Raw genomic sequence first — 24,675 nt, 5'->3', positions numbered from 1 at the left:
AGCGGCGAAGCAAAGGGGAGACGTCCATGCGCCAGAGCTCGATGCGCCTTGGTCGCGCCAATCTCGACCGGCTGGCACCTGCCATCCGCCGTCCGGCCTATGACCGATCGCGCGTCACGCCCGGCATCGTGCATCTCGGCCTCGGGGCGTTTCATCGCGCGCATCAGGCCGTCGTGATCGACGATTGCCTTGCTGGCGGCAGCATGTCCTGGGGCATCGTCGGCGCGAGCCTGCGCAGCCCGGACACGCGCGACGCCCTCGCCCCGCAGGACCATCTCTACACAATGGCCGTCCGCGCCGCCGAAGGGACCGAGCATCGCGTGATCGGCGCCCTGCTCGACAGCGTGGTGGCGCGCGAGAAGCCGGCAGGACTGGTCGAGCGGATGGCCGATCCCGCCATCCGCATCGTCTCGCTCACGGTCACCGAGAAGGGCTATTGCCACACGCCGCAGACCGGCGATCTCGACGAGCGCCATCCCGACATCGTGCATGATCTGAACAATTTCGACGCGCCGCGCTCGGCGCCGGGTTTCATCGTCGCCGCGCTGGCGCGGCGGCGGGCGCAGGGTCTTTCGCCCTTCACCGTGCTGTGCTGCGACAACCTTGCCGCCAACGGCCACACCGTGCAGCGGATCGTGACCCAGTTCGCCGCGCTGCGCTCAAAGGACCTCGGCAAGTGGATCGCCGATGCGGTCGCTTTCCCCTCGACCATGGTCGACCGCATCGTGCCGGAGACGACGGATCGCGACCGTGATGCGGTCGCATCAGCGCTCGGCATGCGCGACGCCTGGCCTGTCATGACCGAGCCGTTCACGCAATGGGTGGTCGAGGACCGCTTCACCGCCGGCCGGCCGGACCTTGCCGCAGCTGGTGTCGAGCTCGTCACTGACGTCAAGCCGTTCGAGCTGATGAAGCTGCGGCTGCTCAACGCCAGCCATTCCGCACTGGCCTATCTCGGCTATCTCTCCGGCTATGAGACCATCGCCGACACCATGCAGGATCCGCATTTTTCGCACCTTGCCGCGCAGGTCATGGAAGAGGCCGCGGTGACGCTGACCATGCCGGCGGGCACGGATCTCGCCGCCTACCGCGCCTCGCTGCTCAAGCGCTTCGCCAATCCGGCGCTGCACCACCGCACCTGGCAGATCGCGATGGACGGCTCGCAAAAGCTGCCGCAGCGGCTGCTCGGCGCGATGCAGGATCGTCTTGCGAAGGGCCTGCCGATCGCAACGCATGCGCTCGCGGTGGCCGGCTGGATGCGCTACGTCAGCGGCGTCGACGAACAGGGACGGCCGATCGACGTGCGCGACCCGCTCGCCGGCGAGTTCGCCGCGCTGGCGCGCGAGGCGGGGCCCGTTGCCGAGCGCCTCGCGCCAGCACTGCTCGGGGTGGCGAAGGTGTTCGGGCCGATCGGCGCCGAGCCGCGCCTGCGCGAGGCCGTCACCGCGGCGCTCGGCCGCCTCTATGCCGACGGCGCGCAGCGTGCCGTGGCAACGCACGTTTCGGCGTGACCACGACGCGGGCAGCATCATGAATGCTGCACTGCGGCCAAAGTCGACGGAAGTCGCGCTTGATTTTTGCCTGTCCTTGCCCCACCCGAGAGCAATGGGAAACGACACCAAGGTTATCGCCGCCAACGCGGCCTTTTACGCGGCGTTCTCGACCGGCGACTTCGCCGGCATGGAACGGATGTGGGCGGACGACGACGGCATCTCCTGCATCCATCCCGGCTGGCCGGCCATCATCGGCCGCGCCACCGTGATCGGAAGCTGGCGCGACATCCTGCAGAACCCGCAGCGGCCGCAGATCGTCTGCGCCGAGCCGCAGGCGATCGTCGACGGCGACAGCGCCCGCGTGCTCTGTATCGAGATCGTCGACGGCACCGCGCTGGCCGCGGCGAACCATTTTCGCCGCGTCGGCGACGACTGGCGCCTGGTGCATCACCAATCCAGCCCGATCGCGCAGATTGTCGAGCAGGTCGAGGACGATAGAGCCAGTCACCGCGTCCACTGAGCACGGCGATCACGGGCGCGTGATCTACTGTGCATGGGGTTGTTTTTCAGCTTTTGCTTGGCGGTCCGAAAGTTCCGACAGATCGTCGAGCACGACATGCGCGCCGGTGAAGTCGTCGTCGGCGAAAAACATGCTGCGGGTGATCAGAACCGGGATGCCGCCGCGCGAGGCCGCGATCAGGCCGTTGGCGGAATCCTCGATCGCAACGCAGTCGGAGGCCTCGAGCTTCAGCCGCACCAGGATCTCGAGATAGACGTCCGGCGCCGGCTTCTTGTGCCTGACGTCGTCGCCGGCGACGATTGCGTCGAAATCCGCAGCCCAGGATTTGCCCAACGCCCGCGACAGCAGCGCATCGATATTGCCGTGCGATGTTGTGGTCGCAATCGCAAGCCGCTGGCCCCTCGCCTTCGCGGCCCCGAGCAAATCCGTCACGCCCGGCCGTAAGGGGCAGCGGCCGGTCGCGACCAATTCGGCATAATGCACGGTCTTGATGCGGTGGAGTTCTGCGATATCCGTGTCCGACAAGGGCGGAGCGGTCACCAGCCTCTCGTGATAGGCGCGCATGCGTTCCTTGCCGCCCGTCACCCGCAGCAGGTCCTTGTAGACGGCGCGGTCCCACTGCCAGTCGAGACCGAGGCGGGCGAAGGCAAGGTTGAAGGCCTGCCGGTGCAGCTCCTCCGTTTCGGCCAGGGTGCCGTCGACGTCGAAGACCAGCGCGGCGGCGCGCCGGATCAAAAGGGCGGCATCCGCTGGCGACTGCACCAACGCTTCGGCCTGCATGCTCGATGCCTCCTGTCCCAGGTGAACATCGCCCGAAGCGACAGACGAGTAAAATCGCAATATCTTTTGCCGGACCCAAAAATCTCTTATGAGCCAAAGGCGCAACGGCGCGAACGGGAACTTTCGACCCTGCACAGGAGACGCATGCGGCTCTTCATCCTCGGCCTCGGCTACAGCGCCCGGCATTTCGTCCGTCAGCACGGCGGCAGCTTCTCGCATGTCGCCGGCACCGTGCGCGATCCCGCGCAGCGGAACGATCTCGCCGGCCTCGAGGTGCATGCGTTTTCCGGCAGCCGCCCCTCGCCCGAGACGGTTGAACGGGTTCGCGACGCCGACGTCCTCCTGGTGTCGATCCCGCCCGGCAACAGCGGTGATCCCGCGCTCGCAGCCTTCGCGGACGTGCTGGCAGGGCGGCAGCCCAAGGTCGTCTATCTCTCGACCATCGGGGTGTACGGCGATCACGCAGGCAGCTGGGTCGACGAGAGCACGCCGCCGCAGGCCATCCTCGACCGCACGCGGATGCGGATCGCCGCGGAGCAGGCCTGGACGGATGCGACCGGCGGCGATGCCGCGATCCTCCGGCTTGCGGGCATCTACGGTCCCGGCCGCAACGCTCTGGCGACGCTGCGCGCGGGAACGGCGAGGCGCATCATCAAACCGGGACAGGTCTTCAACCGCATCCACGTCGACGATATCGCGAGCGCGATCATGGCCGCCCTTCATCACCAGGGCGGAGGCACCTGGAACATCTGCGACGACGAGCCGGCGCCGCCGCAGGACGTGATCGCCTATGCCGCGCAGCTGATGGGCGTGGCGCCGCCGCCCGAAGAAGCATTCGCCACCGCCGAGATGTCGGCGATGGCGCGTAGCTTCTATGCCAGCAGCGCCCGCGTCTCCAATGCGAAGTTGAAACGCGAGCTCGGCGTGACGCTGGCCTGCCCTACCTATCGGCATGGCCTCGACGCGTTGTGGCTCGCAGGCGAAGGGCGCTAGGGTTCCTACACTCCGATGCCGCCCAGACATGCCGCGCCCGCGCTTGACTTCCTGCCGGCGGGATCGTGATCTAGCCTGCGAGCGAGCCACCGCACAACGAGCTCGCCTCTTGGCAGGATGCAATGAACAAGACGATCGCCATGATCGCTGCGACAGTTGCCGTCGTCACGCTCGGCGCCGCGCAGGCCGCGCCGCTGCCCGAAGCCAATCCGGACGATGTCGGATTTTCCAAACAAGGCCTTGCGCGCCTCGATGATTTCTTCGCACGCGAGATCGCGGCCAAGCGCGTGCCCGGCGCAGTGGTCGCCATCGCCCGCGACGGCAAGCTCGTCCAATACAAGGCCTATGGCCTGCTCGATCCGGCCAAGGGTACGCCGATGCCGGTCGACGCGATCTTCGCGCTGGCCTCGATGACCAAGCCGATGGCCGCGGTCGCCGGCCTGACACTGATGGAGCAGGGACGGCTGCCGCTCCAGGCCAAGCTGTCCGATTACTATCCGGGCTTCGCCGACATGAAGGTCGGCGTGCCCCAGGCCGACGGCTCCCTCAAGCTCGAGCCGCAGGCCTCTCCGATCTTCATCCACGATCTCTACCGGCATACGTCGGGGTTGATGTATGGCGGCCGCCCGGACTCATCGAGCCCGGTGGCGCGGCAGTATCCTGATGGCACTGCGCCGGCGATCGAAGGCGACACCCAGGCCTTCATCGATCGCATCACCAAGCTGCCGCTGGCGCAGCAGCCCTCGACCGCGTTCGAATACGGCTTCTCGATCGACGTGCTCGGCGCGGTCGTCGAGAAGGTGAGCGAGCAGAAGCTCGGCGACTATCTCACGGCCAATGTCTGGCAGCCGCTCGGCATGAAGGATGCGACCTTCCATCCGACCGAGGCGCAGCGCCCGCGCCTCGCCCGCCCCTTCCCGACCGATCCGCTGACGGGCAAGCCGCAGGCCATCAAGCTCCTGGACACCCCGACCAAGTTCGATTGCGGCGGCGCCTGCTCATTCGCGACGGTCGGCGACTACATCCGCTTCGGACAGATGCTGCTCAACGGCGGCGAGCTCGACGGGCAGCGCATCCTCGGTCCGAAGACCGTCCGTCACATGACGGCGAACCATCTCGGCCCCGAGATCAAGAACAACGTCGCCAATGTCGAGCCGCATCGCGGCGGCTTCGGCTTCGGCCTTTCGGTGGCGGTCCGGACCAGCGAAGGATTATCGTCCGTCCCCGGCAATCCCGGCGAGTTCACCTGGAACGGCGCCTACGGGACGCAGTTCTTCTGCGATCCCAAGGAGCGTCTCGTCGTCGTCGTGGGGACGGCGGCACCGGGTGAGCTCAGGAAGTATTACCGCGAGCAGGTCCAGGACATCGTCTACGGCGCGATGACGAAGTGAGATCGTCATGTCCTGAAAGGATAGGGCGGCCGCTTGGGCCGCCCTCTTGATTCACTGTCAGCTCAACACGCCGTATTTCTTGAACCAGGCCTCTGCCTGCTTCCAGGCATCTTCCGCAGCGTCCTTGCGGTAGCTGCCGCGATAGTCGGCATGGAAACCGTGCGGCGCTTCGGGGTAAATCTTGAACTCGGCCGTCTTCTTGCTCTGCTCGAGCGCGGCCTTCATCTGCTCGACCTGGGCGACGGGGATGCCGGTATCGGCGCCGCCATAGAGGCCGAGCACCGGCGCCTTCATCTCGGGCGCGAGCTGCAGCGGGCTCTTCGGCCACAGCGGGTTGGCAGGATCGACCAGGGTCCCGTAGAAGGCAACGCCCGCCTTGAGCGCACCGCTGTGAGCGGCATATTCCCAGACCATGCGGCCACCCCGGCAGAAGCCGATGATGCCGAGCCTCGTCGTGTCGCCGCCTTGCGATCCTGCCCAGGCGACGGTCGCGTCCAGATCCGACAACAGCTCCGCGTCCGGCTTCGCATTCACCACCGGCAGCAGCTCCTTGATATCCGTGACCTTGGTCAGGTCGATGCCCTTGCGGAAATAATAATCGGGCGCCACCGCGAACGCGCCGAGCTTGGCGAGGCGCCGCGTCACGTCCCGGATGTATTCGTGCAGGCCGAAGATTTCCATCGCCACGATGATCACCGGCGCCTTGGCGTTGCCGGCCGGGCGGGCGAAATAAGCGGGCATGTCCTCGGAGCCGACCTTGATCTTGGCATCGCCGGCCTGGAGGCCGCTTGTATCCGTCGTGACGATGTCGGCCCGGACCGGACCCGCCGCGAGCGTGTAGCCAGCGGCGACAGCCGCGGTGGCGCTCATGAATCCGCGGCGCGAGAGCGGGGCGACTTTCGTCAGCCCAACGACGTCGGATGTCATGGTGGTTTCAAAGCTCATCGATCTTCCCATTCCTGATTCCCATGCTGGTGCCCCCTCGGAGCGCCGCATTCGCCGATAATTGCCGGAGAAACGCAAGTCACCAGCCTGCGAGGATACGGCTCACCCCTTCATCCATCCGTTAGTCCGCCCGCCGGAGCTTGGATCGTGTGCCGGACTTAACCGTCTGTCCCCACTGCATCGCAACATCCATTAACCGAAAAGAATGGTTCTTTCCCTGCCCGCCAAGCCTTTTGGCGCTGCAGAGAATGCGCCTGTGCGCGCACCCGACGTGCCCTGCCGCAACAAATAGCAATCGCAGTGACGATGGTGACACATCATGTTGCTGGGCACCGTGCGGCATTCACGTGCGAACCGCCGTCATTTGATTGAAATTTTCAGAGGATCTCGGCCGCGCGATTTACCCGGTCTTTCTTTGTGACACCCTAGTTCCACGGCCGGAAGTTCCATCTTCGGAAACGCAGACGCTTCTTCCCGCGACGCGCGATGCTCGCCCGCAACGGACGACGGAGCGCAAATGGGTTTCGTTCTCGTCCGCCAAGATTGCGCTACCCAAGGCCCAATTGAACAAACGTTTATCCGATCTGGAACTGAAATGAATTTGGCTCGTGAATCGATTGAACTGCTGGAGCAGGCCGCACGCATCCTATGGTTCGAAGGCACCAAGCACGGTTTGCGCGACCGCGAATGGATGGCGTTGCGCTTCCTCTCCCGCGCCAACCGGTTTTCCCGAACCCCCTCGGCGCTGGCGAGCTACGTCGGCACCACGCGCGGCACCGCCTCGTTCATCATCGGCGAGCTCGAGCGGCTCGGTTATCTCGAGCGGAAGCGCTCGGCCACGGACAAGCGGTCGGTGACCTTGAGCGTAACCCTGCAGGGCAAGAAGTTTCTGGTGCGCGATCCCGTCAACGTCCTCATCGAAGCGATTGCCGTTCTGGACGACGAGGTCAAAATCCGCTTCCGCGACACGTTCCGGCACGTGCTTGACCACTCCGATGCCGCCGAGCAGCGGCACCACACCGACGTCTGCAAGCGATGCATCTTCCTGCGGGAGGATCGCGCCAGCGCCGACAGCAAGACGACGGCCGAGTTCAGCTGCCGCCTGTTTCGCGCACCGATCGCCGAGGCGGAGGTCGATCTGCTGTGCACCAGCTTCGAGCATCACCGCCAATAAAGCGGCTCGATCAGGGCGTCGCCTTGCGCGATGAATAGATGACGCCGCCGCTGGCCTCCACCACCAGACGCCCGTTCTCGTTCCTGATCTCTTCGATGCGGCCAAGGCCGGGCACCTGCTGTCCCAGCACGGCTTCGATGACGCCGTTCGGGCCTTGCAGGATCGCGATCCCCTCATAGGCCTGGCGGACCGCCCAGCCCTTGATCGCCTTGCGTGGCGCCGATGCACGCTCGGGTGCAGGCACCGATCCCGTGAACTCGGGCGCGGCGACCGCCGCAATCATTGGCCCTTGCGCTGACACCGGCTGCGTTTGCACCGGCGCTGGAGCCTGGGCTTGGGCTTGGGCTTGGGCTTGGACCTGCACCTGAGCGAGCTTGTCGAGCTTCACGGTGGAGGACGAGCTCACCCGCTCGATCCGGTCGAGATTCTCGGCGAACCTGCCGAAGCGATCGTTCGTGACCTTGCTGGATTGATCGACCGCGGTGCGCAAGCCGTCGAGATTTTCGGACACGCCCGACACTTGCTTGCGCAGTTGCGCGACGGTCTCCCGCAGATTCCTGATCTCCGCATTGGCCGCAGCGTTGTTCGGCGCGGGCTGGGTGGTGAGATAGGCGATCACGCCGGTGCAGGCGCAGACCACCAGCATGGCAGCGATCGCCAGAGTCGCGAGCGGCACGACCCATGTCGGACGGGGTGGCGGCGGCTTCGCCACGATCACGGCTGGCTTGATCGCGACCGGCGCGGGCTTCGGGATCGCCATCTTGTCGAGGCGGGCCTTGGCACGGATGCGCTTCAAGCCATCGAGTGCCTCCTTTGCGAGAGCCTCGTCGCTGGCCGCGGCCGATACACGCTTTGCGCTCGCGGCAGGCTTGGTCGTTCGCGCCGCGTTGTCCATTGCATCGCTCGCCTCTGGCGCCGGCTTCGCAGCCGCGGAAGCATCCGCGGTCACGTTGGGACGAGCTTGTCCATCGGACAACATATGAAAATGCTCCGTTCGGTTTCGGTCTGTCGAACGACGACGTTATTTGCCGAAGCTTGCCTGAAACGTGCGGGTCGAAAGTCCTTCATCGCGCGTTAAATGCGACGTCGCATGATTCGATCGCGTCATACACGTGGCGATAGTGCGACTCGAAAGACACACACACGCCAAGATTTCACCAAGTTGGAGTCGTGGCGCAGACGTGAGTCGAACTGCCGCATGTGGAAAAACGGATTCCAGAGTCAATCCGGGGTTGAAAACCCATCAATGTGCGTACTCCGGACCACCACCCGAAATGGCTGTAATTGTACGGGGATGCGGAACTATACAACCGCTATGGTGCAAAACTAGTTCGGCATCAAAATCAACTGATGCGTTCGGATGTATCAAGAAACAACCCGAAACAAATCAACAGCATCAAGTGCGTGTAGCAATCGCTTTCTTCCGCCCGCTTGATCGGGAATCGGCAATCGCTACGGTTCTACTCAAGTGATTCTCGCCAGTTGGCGAGGAGATCGACACGGTTCAGCAGTGTTCGGACGCGATGAGCAACTTGGCGCAACTGTTCTAGGTCGTTTCTCAATCTGCTCCGCGAGGTGATCCGTAAGACACCCGCCGAGCCTCACGCAGTAAGCGTCTCAGTATCGAGTTGAAGTAACAGGCCTGCGAACGCAGGCACTGAACGCGTAGGGCTGCCCGCGAATAGCGAAACCACAACAACGGTTCGCGGGATGGAATGTCGTCAAACAGCATCGTTGCCGAACCGGGGCATCACAACAACCAACCGGCCGCAACAAGTGCGAAACAGGGGCGAAAGACTGATGTATATTATCGTTGATGATCGTGAGAGCGTCGCGAACAGCTATGTCGGAGGGCTCGTTCGCGAAGGCGTATCGTCGATCGGCTTCTCCTCCGGAGAATTCTGGGACTGGCTGCAATCTGCGAGCGAGTCCGATCTGGCGGCAGTGGACGCTTTTCTCCTCGGGGATTGCGATGCCCGCGGAAGCCTGCCGCGGGCGATGCGCAAGCGCTCCTCGGCTCCCATCATCGCCATGAGCGGCCAGAAGATGCTCAAGAACACGCTGGAGCTGTTCGAATCGGGCGTGGACGACGTCGTGCACGTGCCGATCCACCTGCGCGAGATCCTCGCCCGAACGGCCGCGATCGCGCGCCGCCGGGTGGGCGAGCTGCCGAGGCCCTGCGAGAGCAGGATCCAGGTCTTCTTCAACGGCCGTGATCCCGAAATCGCGGGCCACGCCCTCACCCTGCCCCGCCGCGAACTGCGCATTCTCGAATATATGGTGGCCAACCACGGCAAGTGGATCACCAAGACGCAGATCTTCAACGCGGTCTACGGCATCTTCGAGTCCGCCTTCGACGAGAGCGTGATCGAGAGCCACATCAGCAAGCTGCGCAAGAAGCTCCGCGACCGCCTCGGCTTCGACGCTATCGTGGCAAGGCGTTACGTCGGCTACCGCCTCAACATCCCGGCAGGCGAAACTCTCGACGAGCCGGCGCAGGAGCTCGAGGACGTCGGCATCCTCCTGAACAGGACGCAGGCCGCCCCCGCGGCATACTCGGCCGGCAACTGACGCGGCAGGCATCGCCACGAAACCGGCAACGGCCTCTGCGAAGCACCTTCGCGGAGGCCGTTGCGCTTAAGGCGGGGAGCTGAGCGCACGCCTCATCCCTTCGAGACGGCGCTGACGCGCCTCCTCAGGATGAGGCTCATCGGCCCCGGTGCGCACTGGATTGAAGCCGCGCATTCGTCCTCTTCCTGAGAAGCCGCGTCGCGGCGTCTCGAAGGATGGCCGCAGCACAGAACTACGGCTTCTGCTGGAATTCCTCCTTGGAGACGTAGTTGAAGTCCTCGACCAGGACATCCTGGACGATGTCACCCTGCATCCGTTGGTTGACGCGCTGCTTGATGGCCGTCGTCAGGATGGTGAGGTCGTAACGGGCGAGCTTCCTGAAGTCGAGACGATCGTCGGCGTAGATCCTGCGGAAGGCCTCGTCGACGACGAACGGCTCCGGCGGAACGTTCAGCTGGTGCATGGTCCGCGCCTCCATGGTGTAAACGAAGCGCGCGACGATGTAGCCCTGGACATTGCCGTTCTCGACCATCGGCACGCTCAGCGCCCGGGTCTTGTGATATTGCAGCCCTTCGAGATATTCGTCCTTCGCCGGCAGCAGGCTGCCCTTCTCCTTCCAATAGGCGACGGCATAGCTCGTGCCCGCGGTGAGGATGCATACCCAGAGCCCGGCCAGCACCAGCCTGATCATTTTCCGTCCTGCGCTGTGCGACCGGTATAGGTGCCGTCGGACTCGGCGTCCTTGACCGCCTTGACGATGATGCTCGCGACCTCGCGGACCGCGTCGTAGTGCATTTCCAGAATGGACCGATTCCGCTCGAGCCTCTCGCGCAGCCGCTGAATCTCCTCGGTGATCTCGACCTCGCCGCCGAGGTGCATCCGCGCCCGCATCAGCCGGACGAACTCGAGCATGCTCCGGCTCTTCCGCGCGCTGAAATCGTCGAAATCGACCTTCTGGCCGGTCGCGAGCGCGGTCGTCTCCTCCTCGACGATAGCAGCGAGCCGGCGGATTGCGGCCAGCAGACCCCGCATCTCGTCCGATCTCGCCGTGTCCGCGGCGTCGACCATCGCCGCGCCGCCCCCGATCGGCAGCAGCGCGGGCAGCAGCGCATCGCTGGCTGCGGCTTCCGTCGTCATCACCTCGGTGTCCGCGACCGCCTGGTCCATCGCCACGGCCGCCGCGCCTTCTTGTGCCTGCATTGGAAATTCACCTCTCAACTTCTGTTACCCGTTCGCGGATCATGATCCGGCCTTCCCCGCAGCGTCCGGTCCGGCCGGATGCGCGGCGGCGAGCTGCCGGGCGATGCCGACGCCGTTGCCCTTTGCCAGCTGGCTGCCGAGCTGCTCTGCAAGCATCGACTTCCAGACGCCGCCGGCCGTGCCCTTGCCGAAGACCTCCTCCGACTCCTTCGGCAACATCGTCTCGACGAAGGTCTGGAGGATGAAGGCTTCGAACTTGCGGTAAACCTCACCGGATGCCGGCGCCTTGATCACCTGCACCGGTGCGCCACTTACGGCACCCGACTGCGCGACTTTCGCGGCTTGATCGGCAGCCGCCGCTTTGGCCTTGCCGGCTTCCGCCTCCATCGTGACGGCGAAATCGGCGTGCGACGATTTCAGCGCGTCGAGCTTCGCGGTCGCAGCGCGCTGCGTCGCGGGGTCAGCGGCTTCGAGGACGTCGAGGACAAGGTCGGGCGTTGCTGTCACGATCATGTCTTGTTCCGGTTGGCTGACTGTGGCGTCCAGGCGTGCACGGTAAGGCTCGTTCCCGTCATGTCCTCGAGCGAGCGCTTCTCGGCATCGCGCAGCTTGTCTGCGAGCGCGGCCCTGGCGGCCTCCTCGAGCTGTTTCATGCGGCGGGTCTCGCGGCGTACCTGGTCGAGCTGCTGCGCGGCCTGCGCCTGCAACGCACGGGCGCCGACACTCGTCCGGTTGAGACGCCGCGCGATCGATTCGTTCGACGATCCCGCCGGCGGCTTTCCATCGTTGAGGGCTCCGACCAGCCATTCCTGCTCGTCCTGCAGGCTGCGCTCCTGCTGCCGCAACTGCGCGAGCTGCCATTCCGAGAGCCGGAGCTGCAGCCTCACCAGCGAGACCATCCGGCCGAGCTTGTCCGCGCGCGACGTCATGACCCGCTCACTCCGCGAGCCACGACGAGACGCCCAGCATGAACTGCGTCAGCAGCTCGTCGCTGGTGAGGTAGAGCAGCAGGAAGCCGCCGAACAGCACGAAGGGCACAGAGATGAAATAGACCGGAATCGCCGGCGTCAGCTTGTTGATCAGGCCGACCGCCAGGTTGACGATGACCGAATAGACGATGAAGGGGCTCGAGATCCGCAGCGTCAGCACGAACGCTTCCGAAAGGCGGCCGACGAGCAGGTCGAGCGCGACGCTGCCGCCCAGCCTGCTGCCGGGCTTCCAGACCTCATAGGAGTTCATCAGCCCGCGCAGCACCTGCCAGTGCTGGTCGGTCATGAAGAAAAGCGTGGTGACGGCCGCCATGATCAGCGGCACCAGCGCGGGCGCCGGATCGGTGTCGGCGATCGGCGTGCCCGGGATGTTGCTCAGCCCGATTGCGCTCGCCATCATGGTCGCCATGGTCTGGAGAGCGAGGAAGAACACGCGCCCGCCGAGCCCGATGACGCTGCCGATCACGAGCTCGGAGCAGATCAGGAGCGCGAGCGTCAACGGAGCCGCGTTGTCCGTGAGCGGCTTCAGGACGGCGATCAGGATCGGCGTCAGCGCAAAGGTCGTGACCAGCGCGACGAACAGGCGCACCTGGGGCGGAACGTTGACGCTGGAATAGCCGGGCACCAGCATCAGGCAGGCGCCGATGCGGCAAAATACGATGAACGTGACCAGCACGCTGTCGGCGAGCCCTGAGATCACGATATGGCTCCCAGCGCCCTGATCTCGGCGCTACGCGCGACCTCGACATGCGACAGGATCGGCAATGTCGGGAACACCCGCTCCAGGATCATCCGGACATAGGGGCGCGCTTCCGGCGTCACCGCCAGCACCACGCTGGTGCCGCTCTCGGTGAATTTCCGGATCGTAGCGCTAGCTTCGGTCGCGAACTGCTCGATCAGGCGCGGATGGGCGTCGAACTCGACGACGTCGCCCTTGGCATCGCGCTTCAAGCTCTGGTGGAAAGCGAGATCCCAGCGGTTGCCGAGCCTGATAACGTTGAGCACGCCATTGTCGGAGAGATCGCCGCAGATCTGCTGGGCAAGCCTCGTCCGCACGTGCTCCGCCACCTGCTCGGAGCGCCGCACATGGGGCGCGATCTCGGCGATCGCCTCGAGGATCAGGTGAAGGTTGCGGATCGACACACGTTCGGCCAGCAGGATCTTCAGGATCGCCAGCAGGCCCGAATAGGAGATCTGCGACGGGCAGATATCCTCGACCAAGCGCTTGTATTCGGGATCGAGCCGGTCGAGCAGGGCACGCATGTCCTTGTAGGACAGCAGCTGGGCGAGGTTGGCCCTGATCACTTCGCTCAAATGCGTGAGCAGCACCGACAGATTGTCGACCGGCTTGCAGCCCTGCCGCTTGACTTCGTCGGTGAAGGCTTCCGTCACCCACAGCGCCTTCATGCCGAACGCAGGCTCGATCACCTCGTCGCCCGGCACGTCGGGCTTGCCGTCCTTGTCGACCAGCACCAGCACCTCGCCGAGCCTGAGCTCGCCATGGGCAACGCGCGTGTCGTGAATCCTTATCTGGTAGCTCTTGGGGTCGATCGACAGATTGTCGGTGAGCTTGATCTCGGGAATGACGAAGCCGTACTGCTTGGCGAATTTCTTGCGGATCTTGGCCACGCGGTGGGCAAGCTCGTTGCGCGAGCCCAGGAGATGGACCGAAAGGTGGCCGCCGAGCGCGAGCTCGATCTCGGCGGTCTTGAGCTGCTCCTTGACGGATTCCTTGGCCTCGGCCTGGGCGCGCTCGTCGGCCTTGCGGGCATCCTCCTTCTGCTTCAGCGCGGCCTGCCGCTTCGGCAGCGAATAGCCGACGAAGGCCATGACGCCACCAAGCAGCACGAACGGCGCCATCGGCAGCCCCGGCATCAAAGCGAGCACGAACATCATCAGCGCGGCGGCCGACACCGCGCGCGGATAGCCGCCGAGCTGCCGCAGCACCGCCTGCTCCGCCGAGCCCGTGGTGCCACCCTTGGAGACCAGGAGACCCGCCGACAGCGACACGATCAGCGCCGGCATCTGCGACACCAGACCATCGCCGACGGAGAGCTTGGTGTAGACGTCGGCGGCGCGGGACAGGGTCAATCCGTGGTGGGTGACGCCGATGACGATGCCGCCGAAGATGTTGATCGCGGTGATGATGAGGCCGGCGATGGCATCGCCCCGGACGAATTTCGAGGCGCCGTCCATGGCGCCGAAGAACGCGCTCTCCTCTTCGAGCTCCCGGCGCCGGCGCTGGGCCTCCTTGTCGTCGATCAAGCCGGCGGACAAATCGGCGTCGATCGCCATCTGCTTGCCGGGGATGGCGTCCAAGGTGAAACGGGCGCCGACTTCGGCGATACGCGTCGCGCCCTTGGTGATCACGACGAAATTCACCGTCACCAGGATCGCGAAGATGATGAGGCCGATGACGAAGTCGCCACCCATCACGAACTGCGAGAAGCCGGCGACGACGTGGCCGGCGGCATGTTCGCCCTCCCCGCCGCGCGACAGGATCAGGCGCGTCGTCGCGATGTTCAGCGCAAGGCGCAGGATCGTCGCGATCAGCAGCACGGTCGGGAAAGCCGAGAAGTCGAGCGGCCGTTGAATCCACAGCGCCACCATCAGGATCAGGGCCGACAGCGCGATCGAGAAGGCGAGGCCGAGGTCGATCAGGATCGGAGGAATCGGCAGGAACAGGATCGTGAGCATGGTCACGATGCCGGCGGCGAAGAAGGCGTCCGTTCCGAGGCGGCGCTGATCGGGCGGGCTAGCAGCTAACGTATCGGCCATGGGTCACCGGCAGAGGGGTCCGGTTCGCAATCTGCCGCGCAAAGCTTACGCGGGGATGGTGCCGGGCCGTCCGGATCAGAAGCCGCGCTCGATCCTGGAATAGACCATCTCGGTGAAGGTCGACAGATGCGCGCCGATGAAGGAGCCGGAGACGGCAACGACCAGGAGAATCACGATGATCTTCGGAACGAAGGTCAGCGTCACCTCCTGGATCTGGGTCAGAGCCTGGATCAGCGCGATGACGGTGCCGACCAGCATGGCGGCGCCGACCGCGGGTCCGGAGGCGACGATGATAGTCCAGATCGCGGCCTGGACGATGTCGAGGGCGTCCCGCTCGTTCATGACTGGCTGATCGTCAGTCCGGGGCCCACCGCGACCTTGGTGCCGTCCGCGAGAGTGGCGATGGAGCCGTCGCTGTTGATGGAGACCGAGACGACCTTGCCGCTGAAGGTGGCACCGGTCGAATCGGTGAAGCTGACCGTCTTGCCGATCAAGCCGTTGGCCTGCGACAAGGACTGCGACGACAGCAGTGCGTCCAGCTTCGAATTGGTCTGCATCGCCTGCTCCACTGTCGAGAGCTGGGCGAACTGGCTCATATACTCCGCGGTGTCCATCGGATTGGTCGGATCCTGGTTCTTCATCTGGGCGATGAGGAGCTGAAGAAACGTGTTGTAGTCGACGCTGTTGCTCGACGTCGTCGTGGTGGTGTCGGTCGCGTTGGACCTGCCGGTCGTGTCGGTCGCGCTGGTGACGTTCATGTGTCTCTCCGCTGTCAGGCAGCCTCGACGGGTGAAATGGGGGCGGCGCCGGCGAGGATCGCCTGCTCCACCGGGAACAGGGCGCGGATCCGCTTGAGCGCCTCGAAATAGCGGCTCGCCCCGACCAGCTCGTCGACAGCGCCAAGCCCGTCGAGCATCTCGCGGTTCTCGCAAACGGCACGCAGGGCGGCGTGATGCTGGGCGTAGAGCGCCGCAGCGTCGCGAACGTCGGTCGGGTTCATCAGCATGAGCTGGACCATGAAATAGAGCTGTCGCAGCGCCGTGGTGGCGTCGGACGCCTGCATGACCTGCCCTTCGAGCAGGAACATCACGTCGTTGACGAGCTCGACGGAGACCTTGCGGTCGACGCGCAGCACCGCGCCGTTGATGTAGATCCGTTCGCCCGCACGCAAGGAGATCTTCATTGAAGCGCGTCTCGGATCAGGCGGTTGATCTCGATGAGTTGCTTCACGTCGTTCGACCGCTGCTCGCGAAGACGATCGGCTTCCTTGACCACCCACAGACCGATCGAGATGATGTCGGCGCGCAGCTTTTCGGGAAGTCCGTTGTCGGGGTGCGCAAGATCCTCGATGAAGATCGTCCACAGCCGCCGCACATAGAGCAGGCTCTCGACCAGATCCTCGATACTAAAAGGCCCCTTCTGGAGCCGATCGAGCCGGTCGATGCCGAGGCTGAGCGCCTGCCGCTCGCGGCTGCGCGCCTCATAGCCACTATCGTCAGCGACTGCTTCATAGGCTTCAAACGTCATCAGGAACACTCTTGGCAGGAGACCGAACAGCCGGACAAAGGTTGCGAGCCCCGACTCAGAGATAATTGATGAGGCTGATCTTCTGGAGCTGCGAGGTGAGCGCCAGCGCCGTCTGGATCTGAGTCCGCAGGGTTTCGACCCGAACCGAGGCTTCGGTCGGGTCGACCGCTTCCATCCCGACGATCTGATTGTTCAGGATGTCCTGCTGCGTCTTGAGCTTGGCGGTCGCGGTGGTGACCCGCTGCTGGACCGTGCCGACGCTGCCGCCGAGCGCCGCGAGATCGTTGATGGCGTTGCCGACCAGCCCGATGGCCTTGTCCACCACGACCTGGAACGTCTCCTGGCTCAGGTTCACATTGCCGAGATCGGCCATCATGGTGTAGGCCTCGGCGAGCCTGCGGAAGCCGATCTCGTTGGCGCTCACCGACGTTTCCGCGATCTCGGTCGTGGAGATGCGGCTTTGCATGGTCTGGTCGGTGGCTGACGACCAGTTGGTGTTCCAGGCCGGGCTCGCAAACTCGGCATCGAAGGTGGTGTCGAGGAAGGTCTTCATCTGGGCCGGCGTGATCGTCGCCACGGCGGGCGAGGATTGCGGGAAGCCGAAGGCCGCGAGAAAATCCGCATCGACCCGGTTCTTGCTGGCCGAGCCCGCGGTGTAGGGCGTGATCGGCGCGTTCTGCGTGTTGATGCCTGAGAACAACGATGAGCCGTTGTAGGAGACATTCAACGCGCCGATCAGGTCCTGGAGATTGGAGGCTGCAGGCGGCAGGATGACTCGCCCGCCGCCATCGGTGCTGCGGGCCGCGATCAGGTCCTTGAGGAAGTCGGTGGCGGTCTTGTTGAGTTGCGTGATCCGGTTCTGCGTCACGTCCAGGCGTCCCGCGACGAGACCGTTGGTGTCGACCAGCTGGTCGGCGAAGCTGAAGTCCGCCCGCAGCGTGAGGTTGCTTCCCGTCGTAGCACCAAGCTCGAGGCCGATATCGTAGAAGCGGCCAGTGGTCGCCTCCGTCGTTGCCTTGCTCAGCGCCGCCTGATTGTTCGTGATCGAGAACCTCAAGGAGGAGGACAGCATCAAGGTCGAGACGTAGTTCGCGCTCATCATGGCTCAGTTCCCCACGGCAGCCAGCAGGCTCTGCAGCATTTCATCGACGGTCGAAATGATCTTTGACGAAGCCGAATAGGTGCGCTCGACCTGGAGCATCAACGCCATCTCGTCGTCCATGTTGACGCCGTTGACGTTCGACAACGCGGTGATGCTGCGGTTGAGCAGCGTGTTCTGGTACTCGGAGTTGGCGTCGGCGGTCTTGCGCTGGTTCTCGATCCAGCTCGTCGACGACGATGCGAAGTCGATCAGGCTACCGCTCGGCTTGCCTTGCGTCGTTGGATCGAACGGCTGCGCGGCATCCATGCCACCGATCAGCTGCTGCAGCCGGGTCGAGTAGCCGCCGTTGCCGGCGGTGTTGTATTGGTAGGCGGGATTGCCGCTGATCGCGCCGTCGCGCAGCAAATTCGGGTTGCCGCCCAGGGTCGGATCGACCGATGCGGCGACCGAGATCGTGCCGGCGAGGCCCACCGAGACGGTCGCGCTCGCCGGCATGGCCGGTGCGCCCGGATAGGTGAAAAGGCCGGGAACGTCGGGCAGCGCCGCGGCGGTCTGATCGCTTTCCCTGAACGTGTTGATCAGGCCCCGCGCGATTTCATCGAGCTGGCTCTGATAGGTGACGGCGTCCTGGTCGCGCAGCTGGGCCAGCCCTGCGAGCTTGCCCGACTTCAGCGGCATCACCGAATTGGTCCCGGTCACCGGGACGCCGTCGATGTAGACGGCGTTGCCCGTGGTGCCTGCGGTGTAGACATTCGTCGGCGCAAAGCTCACCGTCCGCGCGGTCTTGTCGAACAGCACGACGCCGCTGTCGGCGTAGAGCGCCGCGTCGCCGTTGGGGCGGATCGACATGGTGACGCCGACCTCCTGCGACAGCTGCGAGACGATGCTGTCGCGCTGGTCGAGGTAGTCGGTGATGTCGTCGCCGGAGATCGTGCCCTTCACGATCGCGGTGTTCACGGTCTCGAACCGGGAGAGCAGCTGATTGATGTTCTGGACCGATGTCTTCATGTCGGCATCGGCGCTTTCGCGGACCGACTGCACCGTCTCCGTCGCCTGGTTGAGCGCGATCGCCATGTCCTTGGCCGACGCGACGGCCGCCTGCGCCAGCGTGGTGTTGTCCGGGGCGTTGGCATATTTCTGCAACGCCTGCTTCAGGGCGTTGAGCTGAGCCGTCGGCGACTGGTCGAGCTCCGGATCGTCCACCGTCGCGGCGGCGATCTTCTGGAGACCGTCATAGATCGCGGTCTGCTTGGCGGACGACGAGGTCGCAATCAGGACGTTGTCGTAGAGGCCCGAGCTGGCGGCACGCTGAATCGCCGCGACATAGACGCCGGCGCCGGGCAGATTGTCCAGCACGGTGAGCTTGCGCGAATAGCCGGCGGCGCCGGCACCGGCGATGTTGCGCGAGATGGTCGAGGACTGGACGCTCGACGCCATGAGCGAGGAGCGGGCCGAGTTGAGAGCGGCGGTAAGCGACATGGCGTGCTCTTGCTCGAAACGAGTGCTGGAGAATTCAACGCTTCAGGTTGACGACGACGTCCAGCAGGTCCGATCCGGTCTGGAACGATTTCGAGTTCGCCGTGAAGCCGCGCTGGGCCTCGATCATGCCGGTGAGTTCGTCCGCAAGGTCGACGTTGGAGTCCTCCAGGGCGCTGGACTGGACTGTGCCGAGCCCACCCGTGCCGGCATTTCCGACCTGCGCGTTGCCGGAATTCATATTGGTCGAATAGACGTTGCCGGGCTCGGGCGTCAGATTGTCGGGGCTCGCGACGTCGGCAAGCATGATGGTGTAGAGCGTCAGCTGCTGCCCGTTCTTGAGGATCGCCGTCACATGGCCGGCATCGTCGATATCGACCTTGTCGATGGCCGAGGGAACGCTGCCATTGACGGTAGCCTTGAAGCTGAAATCGGTACCGACCTGGGTCAAGTTCGACAGGTCAAAGGTCATCGCCGCACCTCCGGGAACGGTGAAGGCGAGACCGGTCGGGCTCGCCGCGGCGAGCGCGCCCCTGCCGGCCGCCGTGGTGTCGAAGGTGAAAGTCGTGGCGGCGCCGAGCGAGGTGCCCGTCGCGGCGTCGTAGACCCCGATCTGCCAGGTATCCGAGCCGGCAGCCGTCGCCGTGTGGGACATATAGACGTCGAGCGTAACGGCCTGGCCGATATTGTTGTAGGCCACGATCGAGCTCTTCGATGAATACGACGCCGGGCCGGGCGGACCAGCAATGACAGCCGCCTTCGGATCCAAATTGCCGGTCGTGAGCGTGCCCGCCGTCGACGGCACCGGCACCTGCGAAACCTGGGCGATGTTGACGATCTCCATGCCGGATAGGCTGTTCTGCGAGAAGTTGGTCACGTTGCCGGGCTGGCCCAGAAGATAAAAGCCGGCCGCGTTGACCAGATTGCCCTGGCTGTCGGGCACGAACGAGCCGGCCCGCGTCAGATATTGCTGCGTGTTGTTGGCGTTCGACACCACGAAGAAGCCATTGCCCTGGACGCGGAGATCCGTGGTCGACGTGGTGTACTGCGTATTGCCGCCGTCGCTGATGGCATAGCGAACCTTGGTCTCGACCGCGCCGGAATCGTAATTGCCAGAGCCGCTCTTCAGGATCAGCGAGGAGAATTCCGTCGAAGCCCGCTTGTAGCCGGTCGTGTTGACGTTGGCGATGTTGTCCGAGACCGTCGACAGCTTGTTGGACTGCGCGTTCATCCCGGAAACGCCGGTGCGCATAACGCCATACAGGCTCATGAATGGGGCTCCTTTGGTAGGTTGCAGCTACAATGGGGGTTCTTGCTTGCGCGGGGCTGATGATTGGGCGCGATGCACAACTTGTCGTGGTCCGGTCAGCTCTGCTTCAGCCCGTCCTGGGCTGACAGAAGGAGCGTGCTTTGTCCGTCCACGCGCCGAAGCCGCTCGAGACGAGATGAGCGACGATGTGACAGACATAGCGCTTCTGCGCCGGCTGGTTGTTGGGACCTGCATTGTAGCGGGCGACCGCCATGGTCCAGCTGCCTTCGCGCTGCTTCAACTCCTTCAGGAAGCGCGCGGCGTATTCGACGTTCCCCGCGGGATCGAACATCGCCCGGACCGAAGCGAACTTTTCGCCGTGATAATAATGGTTGATCTGCATGCAGCCGAGATCGATCAGCTTGATGCCTTTGCTGCGCATCGCCTCGAAATTCGCGATTGCGTCGTTCATGTCCTTGGCGAACACGGTCTGGCCGTCGGCACCGAGGGCATAGGGATGAAGCGCCCCGCGCCGGCCGGTCTCCGTGAGCCCGACAGCATAGAGAATGCCGAGCGGAATCCCGTGCTGCCGGGCCGCGCGCGCCATCTCGCGCTCGCAGGGGCGCGCAGTTTCGGCGGCGGCTTCCGCAGCGCCCGCACTAAAGATAGACAGGGCCGCGACGATGATGCGGCGCCACATCCTGCTCATGACGCGTCTCCTGGTTGAACTGCCGCTCCTCGCGGGACTGCTTCGCGCCGCCGTCGGATTGCCCCGACGACGAGCCGGCCCCGCCGAACGCGCCTTGCGACTGCGGCGAGGATTGTTGCTGGCCCGAGAGCTGGGACTGCGACTGGCCGGAGCCGCTCTGGAATCCGTCCAGCGCGCCGTGCTGCACCGGGGCGACGTCCGCGACGTAGCCCGCCGACTGCATGAGATCGCGGATCTGGTCGCGCTGCTGGTCGAGCATCTGGCTCGTGTCCTTGCGCTCGGCCGCGAGCTGGACGGACACTTCGGTGCCGACGAGACGCAGGCGCACGGTGACGTTGCCGAGTGCGGGCGGTTCGAGATTGACGGTCAGGATCTTCAGTGGCTGATCCGGTGCGTTGGTCTGGGATGCTGCGAGATCGGGTGCCGCGGACGCAGCCGGTGCCGAGGGCTCCTTCAACTCGGCGACGACCGCATTGGCGACCTGCTGCGGGGCGTTGAACTGAGCCGGCGGCAGATGGGTTTCCTGCTGGACCACGGTCACCTTGGTCGTCTCGGGCAGCGCCGCGCGCGCCGAAGCCTTGGCAGCACGCTCGACATCGGCCGTGACGGCCTCGAAGCCGGGTGATGCTGGCCTTGCGCTCGAAGCCTCCGTACCTTGCATCAGCTCCGGCTGCGACGCGGCCATCGCTTGCGAAGTCGCAGCCTGCGAGCGTGCGGCGGTCGGGGCAAGTCCGGATGGGACGGTATCGGCGGTTGGCGCCTTCATCACGCCCGGAGCCTCGTGCTTCGCCGAGGTTGACCGCTCGTCGCGCGCGGGCGCGTCCTTGTCGGCGGAGGGCAATTGCATCTGCGGCTTGACGGCAGGCGCGGCAGCGATCTCCTGGCCGACCATCACAGCGATGCCGGATTGATCCTGGCGATCTGTCCCGGTGACATGATCGACCGGACGTTGTTTCTCCGCCAGCCCGTCGGACTTGGTCTCGGAAGCCTCGTCCATGGACTTTGGATCGGCGGTGGCCGCGACGGGTTCGCGCAGCGTCGCCTGCGTCGGCTTCTCCTGCTCGGTCGGATGGATCGGACGCGTGCGCGGCGTTCCGGTCTTCGCGGCCGCTTCGCTGCCGTCTTCGCTCAGTGCCTGCTTGGCGAGATTCGAGACGGTATGGAGCAGATCGTTGAAGGACGAACTCGCCTGCGGTTTCATCCCGGCGCCCTTTGCCGCGCGCGCCCCGCGCATGTTGAGACTCTCGGCGAGGCCGGAGAAGAGCTGTCCGGAGGTTCCACTGAGCTTGGTCAAGGACGGCGGTCCTTCGTCAGGAGTTCGAGCTCGCCGAGCTGCTTCTGCGCGCGTGCAAGCGTCGCGGTCGATGACGCCAGATCAAGTCGCGCCGGCGTTGCCGGGGGCTTGTCCGCTACGGATCCGCCCGCGAACGGCTTGCGGACGTCGAGCGCGAGCTGCACCGTGGCATTGAGAAGGGGGACGTCGCGCTCGGGCAGCTTCGACCGGTCGAGCGCCTTCAGTTCGGCGAGACCGCCGTCATATTCGTCCGTAAGCACGCGCGAGGCGCCGCGGAAGAAGTGGGCGCGCTCGCGCTCCGCCGATGCATCCGCGCTGAGGGTCAATGCCCGCTCGCCGGCCAACCGGGTCACCGTCAGCCTTCCGCGCACCATCGCGGCGCGGGCGATTACGAGATACAGCTTGACGCGGCTGGCGAGATCGATCTGCTCCAGCAGGGCTGAGATCCGCGCAAAGCGGCGCTCGTCGAGTGCGAGGCTCGATTGCGTCAGCCCCGCGGAGAAGCGCTGCCAGAAATCGCCGGCATAGATCGAGTTGCGGTAATGGCGGACATAGGCCAGCGTCAGGAACTCGAACTTCTCGAAATCCTCCGCCTGCCCCACCAGCAGGATCTCGCGCCGCAGCGCCGCTTCCTCGACCAGCGTGCCGGGTAGCAGCAGGCGCGCATCGTCCAGGCGCTCGATCGCGAGCGACGCCCCGGCGCGCGCGAACAGCGCGCCCTGAACCAGCGCGACCTGTCCGCCCAGTCCAGAGGGAATGGTCCGCGGCTTGATCTCCTTAAGCAGCTCCCGCGCCTCCTCCTGACGACCCTCGACATAGGCGAGCGCACCGTTGAACAGCCGCTCGTCAACGTTCATCTTGTCGCGCGGCAGCTTGCGAACGATTTGCGGCGCACCGCCGCTGAGCAGGTAGATGACGGCGGCCTGGCCGTTCTGCGGATTGCTCCACACCGCGGGATCGGCAGCGAGAAATTTCTCGCCGATGTGCCGGATCAAGGAGATATGATTGCCATGTGCTGCGGTGTTGCCGCGGGCGATGCCGTCCTGCACCGCTTGCAACGCGCGGACGAGCTCATAGGGTTCGCTGCCCTGGGGCGCAGGCTGGGCAAGCACATTTGCCGCCGTGAACGGCAGCAGCAGCAAGGCGGCGCGGCACAGCAGCCTGATCAAGGGCGCTTCTCCCGGATCAGGATCTCGATCCGGCGGTTCTGTGCGGCCGCCGGGTCGTTCGGAAGCTTCGGCCGCCGATCGGCGTAACCTTCGATATGCTCGATCCGCCGCGCATCCACGCCGGAGCGGACCAGCATGTAATAGGCCATCTGCGCACGAGCGGTCGACAGCCGCCAATTGTCGTAAGTTTCCGACCGGTACGGCCGATTGTCGGTATGGCCGCGGACGATGATCATGCCCTGGCGCTTCATCAGCAGCGGCCCGATCTTGTCGATCACGCGGATCAGCTCGGGCCGCGGCTCCGCCGAGCCGACCGCGAACATGCCGAAGCTCGCATCGTCGGTCAGGCTGACCAGGAGCCCTTCCTCGACCTGACGCACCTCGGCCGCCGGCCCCGCCCCCGCCTTGATGTCCGACAGCGCCTCCGCGATCGCGGACTGAAGCTGCTTGAGGGTCGGCTGCTGCGTTGGCGCCGTGTCGCGCGCTTCCGACTCCTTCGCCGTATCGTTGGGACGCGCCTGCGGGCCGGCGCTCGCCTGAACGCCGGCTTGGGCGCTGCCCTCGCGCGCTGACTGCGTCGGTGCGGCGCCCGGCGGCAGCAGGGGCGACGGGCTCGCGAAGGAGCTCTCCGGGCTCGGAGCCACGCTGCCGCCGGCATCATCCGTCCTGCTCCGGCGCGCCAGCAGCTCGCCCGGATTCGTTCCAGCTGCGCCGTCTCGCGCGGAAGCATTCGGCTTCGGCTCGTTCTCGATGAAGCGATCGGCGTCCTTGGACGCCTGCGGCGCCAGCTTCCAATAGCCGGGATCGAAGGGATCGCGATAGGCATCACCCCCCTTGAGGCCGTCCTCTTCGGCGGAGGTCAGAGCGCCGGCGCGCCGCTGGCCCGTGGACTGGTTCGCGCTGTTGGCGATCTCGGCGAGCGTCGCGTAGGGGTCGCGAAACAGGACCTTCTCCTCGAAAGAGGCCGGCTTCTCGGCCGTCGGAGAATCGCCGCGACGTTCCTCGTTCGGCCCGGCCGGCTGGCGCTTGCCGTCCTGGCCTTCGAACGACGACGGCTCCTTGTTGGCGAGATCCTTGAGACCCTTTGGGGCAGGTGCGTTCTCGGCGAGCTTGATCGGGTTGAAGTAACTCGCGACGACCTGCTTCTGATCCTGGTTGAGCGCGTTGAGCAGCCACATGACGAGGAAGAACGCCATCATCGCGGTCATGAAGTCCGCATAGGCGATCTTCCAGACGCCGCCATGATGCGCCTCCTCGGCGAAAGCGCTACGGCGGCGGACGATCACGATCTCATGCTTGACCTCCTCCATGGCGG

The 24,675-nt window shown here is 65.1% G+C and carries 26 protein-coding genes; 6 read left to right on the top strand and 20 right to left on the bottom strand.

The window, feature by feature from the left end:
* Positions 1-26 precede the first annotated feature (26 nt).
* Complete coding sequence (locus AC24YW_RS29515; protein WP_487486009.1) at positions 27-1,511, top strand: mannitol dehydrogenase family protein; 1,485 nt, start codon at positions 27-29, stop codon at positions 1,509-1,511.
* 94 nt (positions 1,512-1,605) lie between these two features.
* Entirely contained in the window at positions 1,606-2,013 is a 408-nt protein-coding gene (locus AC24YW_RS29510; protein ID WP_487486008.1) for a nuclear transport factor 2 family protein, read from the top strand.
* Between the two features lie 24 nt (positions 2,014-2,037).
* Here the strand turns inward: AC24YW_RS29510 and AC24YW_RS29505 are convergent, their stop codons facing one another.
* Positions 2,038-2,793: an HAD family hydrolase gene (locus tag AC24YW_RS29505; RefSeq protein WP_487486226.1), complete on the bottom strand. Its 756-nt coding sequence runs from the start codon at positions 2,791-2,793 to the stop codon at positions 2,038-2,040.
* 144 nt (positions 2,794-2,937) lie between these two features.
* Between AC24YW_RS29505 and AC24YW_RS29500 the strand changes: the two genes are divergently transcribed.
* Positions 2,938-3,786 (top strand): SDR family oxidoreductase, encoded by an 849-nt coding sequence (locus tag AC24YW_RS29500; RefSeq protein WP_487486007.1) that lies wholly within the window; start codon positions 2,938-2,940, stop codon positions 3,784-3,786.
* A 122-nt stretch (positions 3,787-3,908) separates the two neighbouring features.
* Complete coding sequence (locus AC24YW_RS29495) at positions 3,909-5,177, top strand: serine hydrolase domain-containing protein (RefSeq protein ID WP_487486006.1); 1,269 nt, start codon at positions 3,909-3,911, stop codon at positions 5,175-5,177.
* Positions 5,178-5,234: 57 nt separating this feature from the next.
* Here the strand turns inward: AC24YW_RS29495 and AC24YW_RS29490 are convergent, their stop codons facing one another.
* Positions 5,235-6,122 carry a dienelactone hydrolase family protein gene (locus AC24YW_RS29490; RefSeq protein ID WP_487486005.1) on the bottom strand — a complete coding sequence of 296 codons (888 nt, stop codon included), beginning with the start codon at positions 6,120-6,122 and terminating at the stop codon, positions 5,235-5,237.
* Between the two features lie 595 nt (positions 6,123-6,717).
* Between AC24YW_RS29490 and AC24YW_RS29485 the strand changes: the two genes are divergently transcribed.
* Positions 6,718-7,296: a MarR family winged helix-turn-helix transcriptional regulator gene (locus AC24YW_RS29485; protein ID WP_487486225.1), complete on the top strand. Its 579-nt coding sequence runs from the start codon at positions 6,718-6,720 to the stop codon at positions 7,294-7,296.
* Positions 7,297-7,306: 10 nt separating this feature from the next.
* On the opposite strand, the gene AC24YW_RS29480 is transcribed toward AC24YW_RS29485, so the two are convergent.
* Entirely contained in the window at positions 7,307-8,275 is a 969-nt protein-coding gene (locus tag AC24YW_RS29480; RefSeq protein ID WP_487486004.1) for a hypothetical protein, read from the bottom strand.
* A gap of 821 nt (positions 8,276-9,096) precedes the next feature.
* Between AC24YW_RS29480 and AC24YW_RS29475 the strand changes: the two genes are divergently transcribed.
* Entirely contained in the window at positions 9,097-9,867 is a 771-nt protein-coding gene (locus AC24YW_RS29475; protein ID WP_487486003.1) for a response regulator transcription factor, read from the top strand.
* Between the two features lie 232 nt (positions 9,868-10,099).
* Here the strand turns inward: AC24YW_RS29475 and AC24YW_RS29470 are convergent, their stop codons facing one another.
* From AC24YW_RS29470 to AC24YW_RS29390, 17 genes are all read right to left on the bottom strand, one after another.
* Positions 10,100-10,558, bottom strand: coding sequence for a hypothetical protein (locus AC24YW_RS29470; protein ID WP_487486002.1), 459 nt, complete (start codon positions 10,556-10,558; stop codon positions 10,100-10,102).
* Positions 10,555-11,067, bottom strand: coding sequence for a flagellar biosynthesis protein FlgN (locus AC24YW_RS29465; protein ID WP_487486001.1), 513 nt, complete (start codon positions 11,065-11,067; stop codon positions 10,555-10,557). Before AC24YW_RS29465 ends, AC24YW_RS29470 begins: the two co-directional genes overlap by 4 nt.
* A gap of 39 nt (positions 11,068-11,106) precedes the next feature.
* Positions 11,107-11,580, bottom strand: coding sequence for a rod-binding protein (locus AC24YW_RS29460; RefSeq protein ID WP_487486000.1), 474 nt, complete (start codon positions 11,578-11,580; stop codon positions 11,107-11,109).
* Positions 11,577-11,996, bottom strand: coding sequence for a hypothetical protein (locus tag AC24YW_RS29455; protein WP_487485999.1), 420 nt, complete (start codon positions 11,994-11,996; stop codon positions 11,577-11,579). Before AC24YW_RS29455 ends, AC24YW_RS29460 begins: the two co-directional genes overlap by 4 nt.
* Positions 11,997-12,003: 7 nt before the next feature.
* Positions 12,004-12,756 (bottom strand): flagellar biosynthesis protein FliR, encoded by a 753-nt coding sequence (gene fliR / locus AC24YW_RS29450; protein WP_487485998.1) that lies wholly within the window; start codon positions 12,754-12,756, stop codon positions 12,004-12,006.
* On the bottom strand, positions 12,753-14,834 hold the full coding sequence (flhA, locus tag AC24YW_RS29445; protein WP_487485997.1) for a flagellar biosynthesis protein FlhA: 2,082 nt from the start codon (positions 14,832-14,834) through the stop codon (positions 12,753-12,755). Before flhA ends, fliR begins: the two co-directional genes overlap by 4 nt.
* 75 nt (positions 14,835-14,909) lie before the next feature.
* Positions 14,910-15,176 carry a flagellar biosynthesis protein FliQ gene (gene fliQ / locus AC24YW_RS29440; protein ID WP_025034323.1) on the bottom strand — a complete coding sequence of 89 codons (267 nt, stop codon included), beginning with the start codon at positions 15,174-15,176 and terminating at the stop codon, positions 14,910-14,912.
* The gene (gene flgD, locus AC24YW_RS29435; RefSeq protein WP_487485996.1) at positions 15,173-15,592 is read right to left on the bottom strand and encodes a flagellar hook assembly protein FlgD; all 420 of its coding nucleotides are present in this window, start codon (positions 15,590-15,592) and stop codon (positions 15,173-15,175) included. The genes fliQ and flgD overlap by 4 nt, the downstream gene beginning before the upstream one ends.
* A 14-nt stretch (positions 15,593-15,606) precedes the next feature.
* The gene (flbT, locus tag AC24YW_RS29430) at positions 15,607-16,017 is read right to left on the bottom strand and encodes a flagellar biosynthesis repressor FlbT (protein WP_487485995.1); all 411 of its coding nucleotides are present in this window, start codon (positions 16,015-16,017) and stop codon (positions 15,607-15,609) included.
* Positions 16,014-16,361 (bottom strand): flagellar biosynthesis regulator FlaF, encoded by a 348-nt coding sequence (gene flaF, locus AC24YW_RS29425; RefSeq protein WP_487485994.1) that lies wholly within the window; start codon positions 16,359-16,361, stop codon positions 16,014-16,016. Before flaF ends, flbT begins: the two co-directional genes overlap by 4 nt.
* Before the next feature lie 55 nt (positions 16,362-16,416).
* A complete protein-coding gene (locus AC24YW_RS29420; RefSeq protein ID WP_487485993.1) occupies positions 16,417-17,463 on the bottom strand; it encodes a flagellar hook-associated family protein in 1,047 nt (348 codons plus the stop codon).
* A gap of 3 nt (positions 17,464-17,466) precedes the next feature.
* On the bottom strand, positions 17,467-18,942 hold the full coding sequence (gene flgK / locus AC24YW_RS29415; protein WP_487485992.1) for a flagellar hook-associated protein FlgK: 1,476 nt from the start codon (positions 18,940-18,942) through the stop codon (positions 17,467-17,469).
* Positions 18,943-18,976: 34 nt separating this feature from the next.
* Entirely contained in the window at positions 18,977-20,209 is a 1,233-nt protein-coding gene (locus AC24YW_RS29410; protein WP_487485991.1) for a flagellar hook protein FlgE, read from the bottom strand.
* A gap of 106 nt (positions 20,210-20,315) precedes the next feature.
* Positions 20,316-20,897: a transglycosylase SLT domain-containing protein gene (locus AC24YW_RS29405; protein ID WP_487485990.1), complete on the bottom strand. Its 582-nt coding sequence runs from the start codon at positions 20,895-20,897 to the stop codon at positions 20,316-20,318.
* Positions 20,848-22,191: a flagellar hook-length control protein FliK gene (fliK, locus tag AC24YW_RS29400; protein ID WP_487485989.1), complete on the bottom strand. Its 1,344-nt coding sequence runs from the start codon at positions 22,189-22,191 to the stop codon at positions 20,848-20,850. The genes AC24YW_RS29405 and fliK overlap by 50 nt, the downstream gene beginning before the upstream one ends.
* Entirely contained in the window at positions 22,188-23,360 is a 1,173-nt protein-coding gene (locus AC24YW_RS29395; protein WP_487485988.1) for a chemotaxis protein, read from the bottom strand. The genes fliK and AC24YW_RS29395 overlap by 4 nt, the downstream gene beginning before the upstream one ends.
* Positions 23,357-24,670, bottom strand: coding sequence for a MotB family protein (locus AC24YW_RS29390; RefSeq protein WP_487485987.1), 1,314 nt, complete (start codon positions 24,668-24,670; stop codon positions 23,357-23,359). Before AC24YW_RS29390 ends, AC24YW_RS29395 begins: the two co-directional genes overlap by 4 nt.
* Positions 24,671-24,675: the final 5 nt, after the last annotated feature.

The organism is Bradyrhizobium sp. USDA3516 (assembly GCF_057651995.1).
Note: the sequence above shows the minus strand (reverse complement) of the source record. Positions and strands in the feature narration are given on the sequence as shown.

Coding starts and splice junctions, on each gene's coding strand:
- AC24YW_RS29410 (WP_487485991.1), bottom strand. CDS start 20,209: ATGAGCCTGTATGGCGTTATGCGCACCGGCGTTTCCGGGATGAACGCG.
- fliQ (WP_025034323.1), bottom strand. CDS start 15,176: ATGAACGAGCGGGACGCCCTCGACATCGTCCAGGCCGCGATCTGGACT.
- AC24YW_RS29390 (WP_487485987.1), bottom strand. CDS start 24,670: ATGGAGGAGGTCAAGCATGAGATCGTGATCGTCCGCCGCCGTAGCGCT.
- AC24YW_RS29495 (WP_487486006.1), top strand. CDS start 3,909: ATGAACAAGACGATCGCCATGATCGCTGCGACAGTTGCCGTCGTCACG.
- AC24YW_RS29470 (WP_487486002.1), bottom strand. CDS start 10,558: ATGATCAGGCTGGTGCTGGCCGGGCTCTGGGTATGCATCCTCACCGCG.
- AC24YW_RS29420 (WP_487485993.1), bottom strand. CDS start 17,463: ATGATGAGCGCGAACTACGTCTCGACCTTGATGCTGTCCTCCTCCTTG.
- AC24YW_RS29465 (WP_487486001.1), bottom strand. CDS start 11,067: ATGCAGGCACAAGAAGGCGCGGCGGCCGTGGCGATGGACCAGGCGGTC.
- AC24YW_RS29460 (WP_487486000.1), bottom strand. CDS start 11,580: ATGATCGTGACAGCAACGCCCGACCTTGTCCTCGACGTCCTCGAAGCC.
- AC24YW_RS29500 (WP_487486007.1), top strand. CDS start 2,938: ATGCGGCTCTTCATCCTCGGCCTCGGCTACAGCGCCCGGCATTTCGTC.
- AC24YW_RS29475 (WP_487486003.1), top strand. CDS start 9,097: ATGTATATTATCGTTGATGATCGTGAGAGCGTCGCGAACAGCTATGTC.
- flgK (WP_487485992.1), bottom strand. CDS start 18,942: ATGTCGCTTACCGCCGCTCTCAACTCGGCCCGCTCCTCGCTCATGGCG.
- AC24YW_RS29455 (WP_487485999.1), bottom strand. CDS start 11,996: ATGACGTCGCGCGCGGACAAGCTCGGCCGGATGGTCTCGCTGGTGAGG.
- flhA (WP_487485997.1), bottom strand. CDS start 14,834: ATGGCCGATACGTTAGCTGCTAGCCCGCCCGATCAGCGCCGCCTCGGA.
- AC24YW_RS29405 (WP_487485990.1), bottom strand. CDS start 20,897: ATGAGCAGGATGTGGCGCCGCATCATCGTCGCGGCCCTGTCTATCTTT.
- AC24YW_RS29485 (WP_487486225.1), top strand. CDS start 6,718: ATGAATTTGGCTCGTGAATCGATTGAACTGCTGGAGCAGGCCGCACGC.
- AC24YW_RS29510 (WP_487486008.1), top strand. CDS start 1,606: ATGGGAAACGACACCAAGGTTATCGCCGCCAACGCGGCCTTTTACGCG.
- flgD (WP_487485996.1), bottom strand. CDS start 15,592: ATGAACGTCACCAGCGCGACCGACACGACCGGCAGGTCCAACGCGACC.
- AC24YW_RS29480 (WP_487486004.1), bottom strand. CDS start 8,275: ATGTTGTCCGATGGACAAGCTCGTCCCAACGTGACCGCGGATGCTTCC.
- flaF (WP_487485994.1), bottom strand. CDS start 16,361: ATGACGTTTGAAGCCTATGAAGCAGTCGCTGACGATAGTGGCTATGAG.
- flbT (WP_487485995.1), bottom strand. CDS start 16,017: ATGAAGATCTCCTTGCGTGCGGGCGAACGGATCTACATCAACGGCGCG.
- AC24YW_RS29515 (WP_487486009.1), top strand. CDS start 27: ATGCGCCAGAGCTCGATGCGCCTTGGTCGCGCCAATCTCGACCGGCTG.
- AC24YW_RS29490 (WP_487486005.1), bottom strand. CDS start 6,122: ATGAGCTTTGAAACCACCATGACATCCGACGTCGTTGGGCTGACGAAA.
- AC24YW_RS29505 (WP_487486226.1), bottom strand. CDS start 2,793: ATGCAGGCCGAAGCGTTGGTGCAGTCGCCAGCGGATGCCGCCCTTTTG.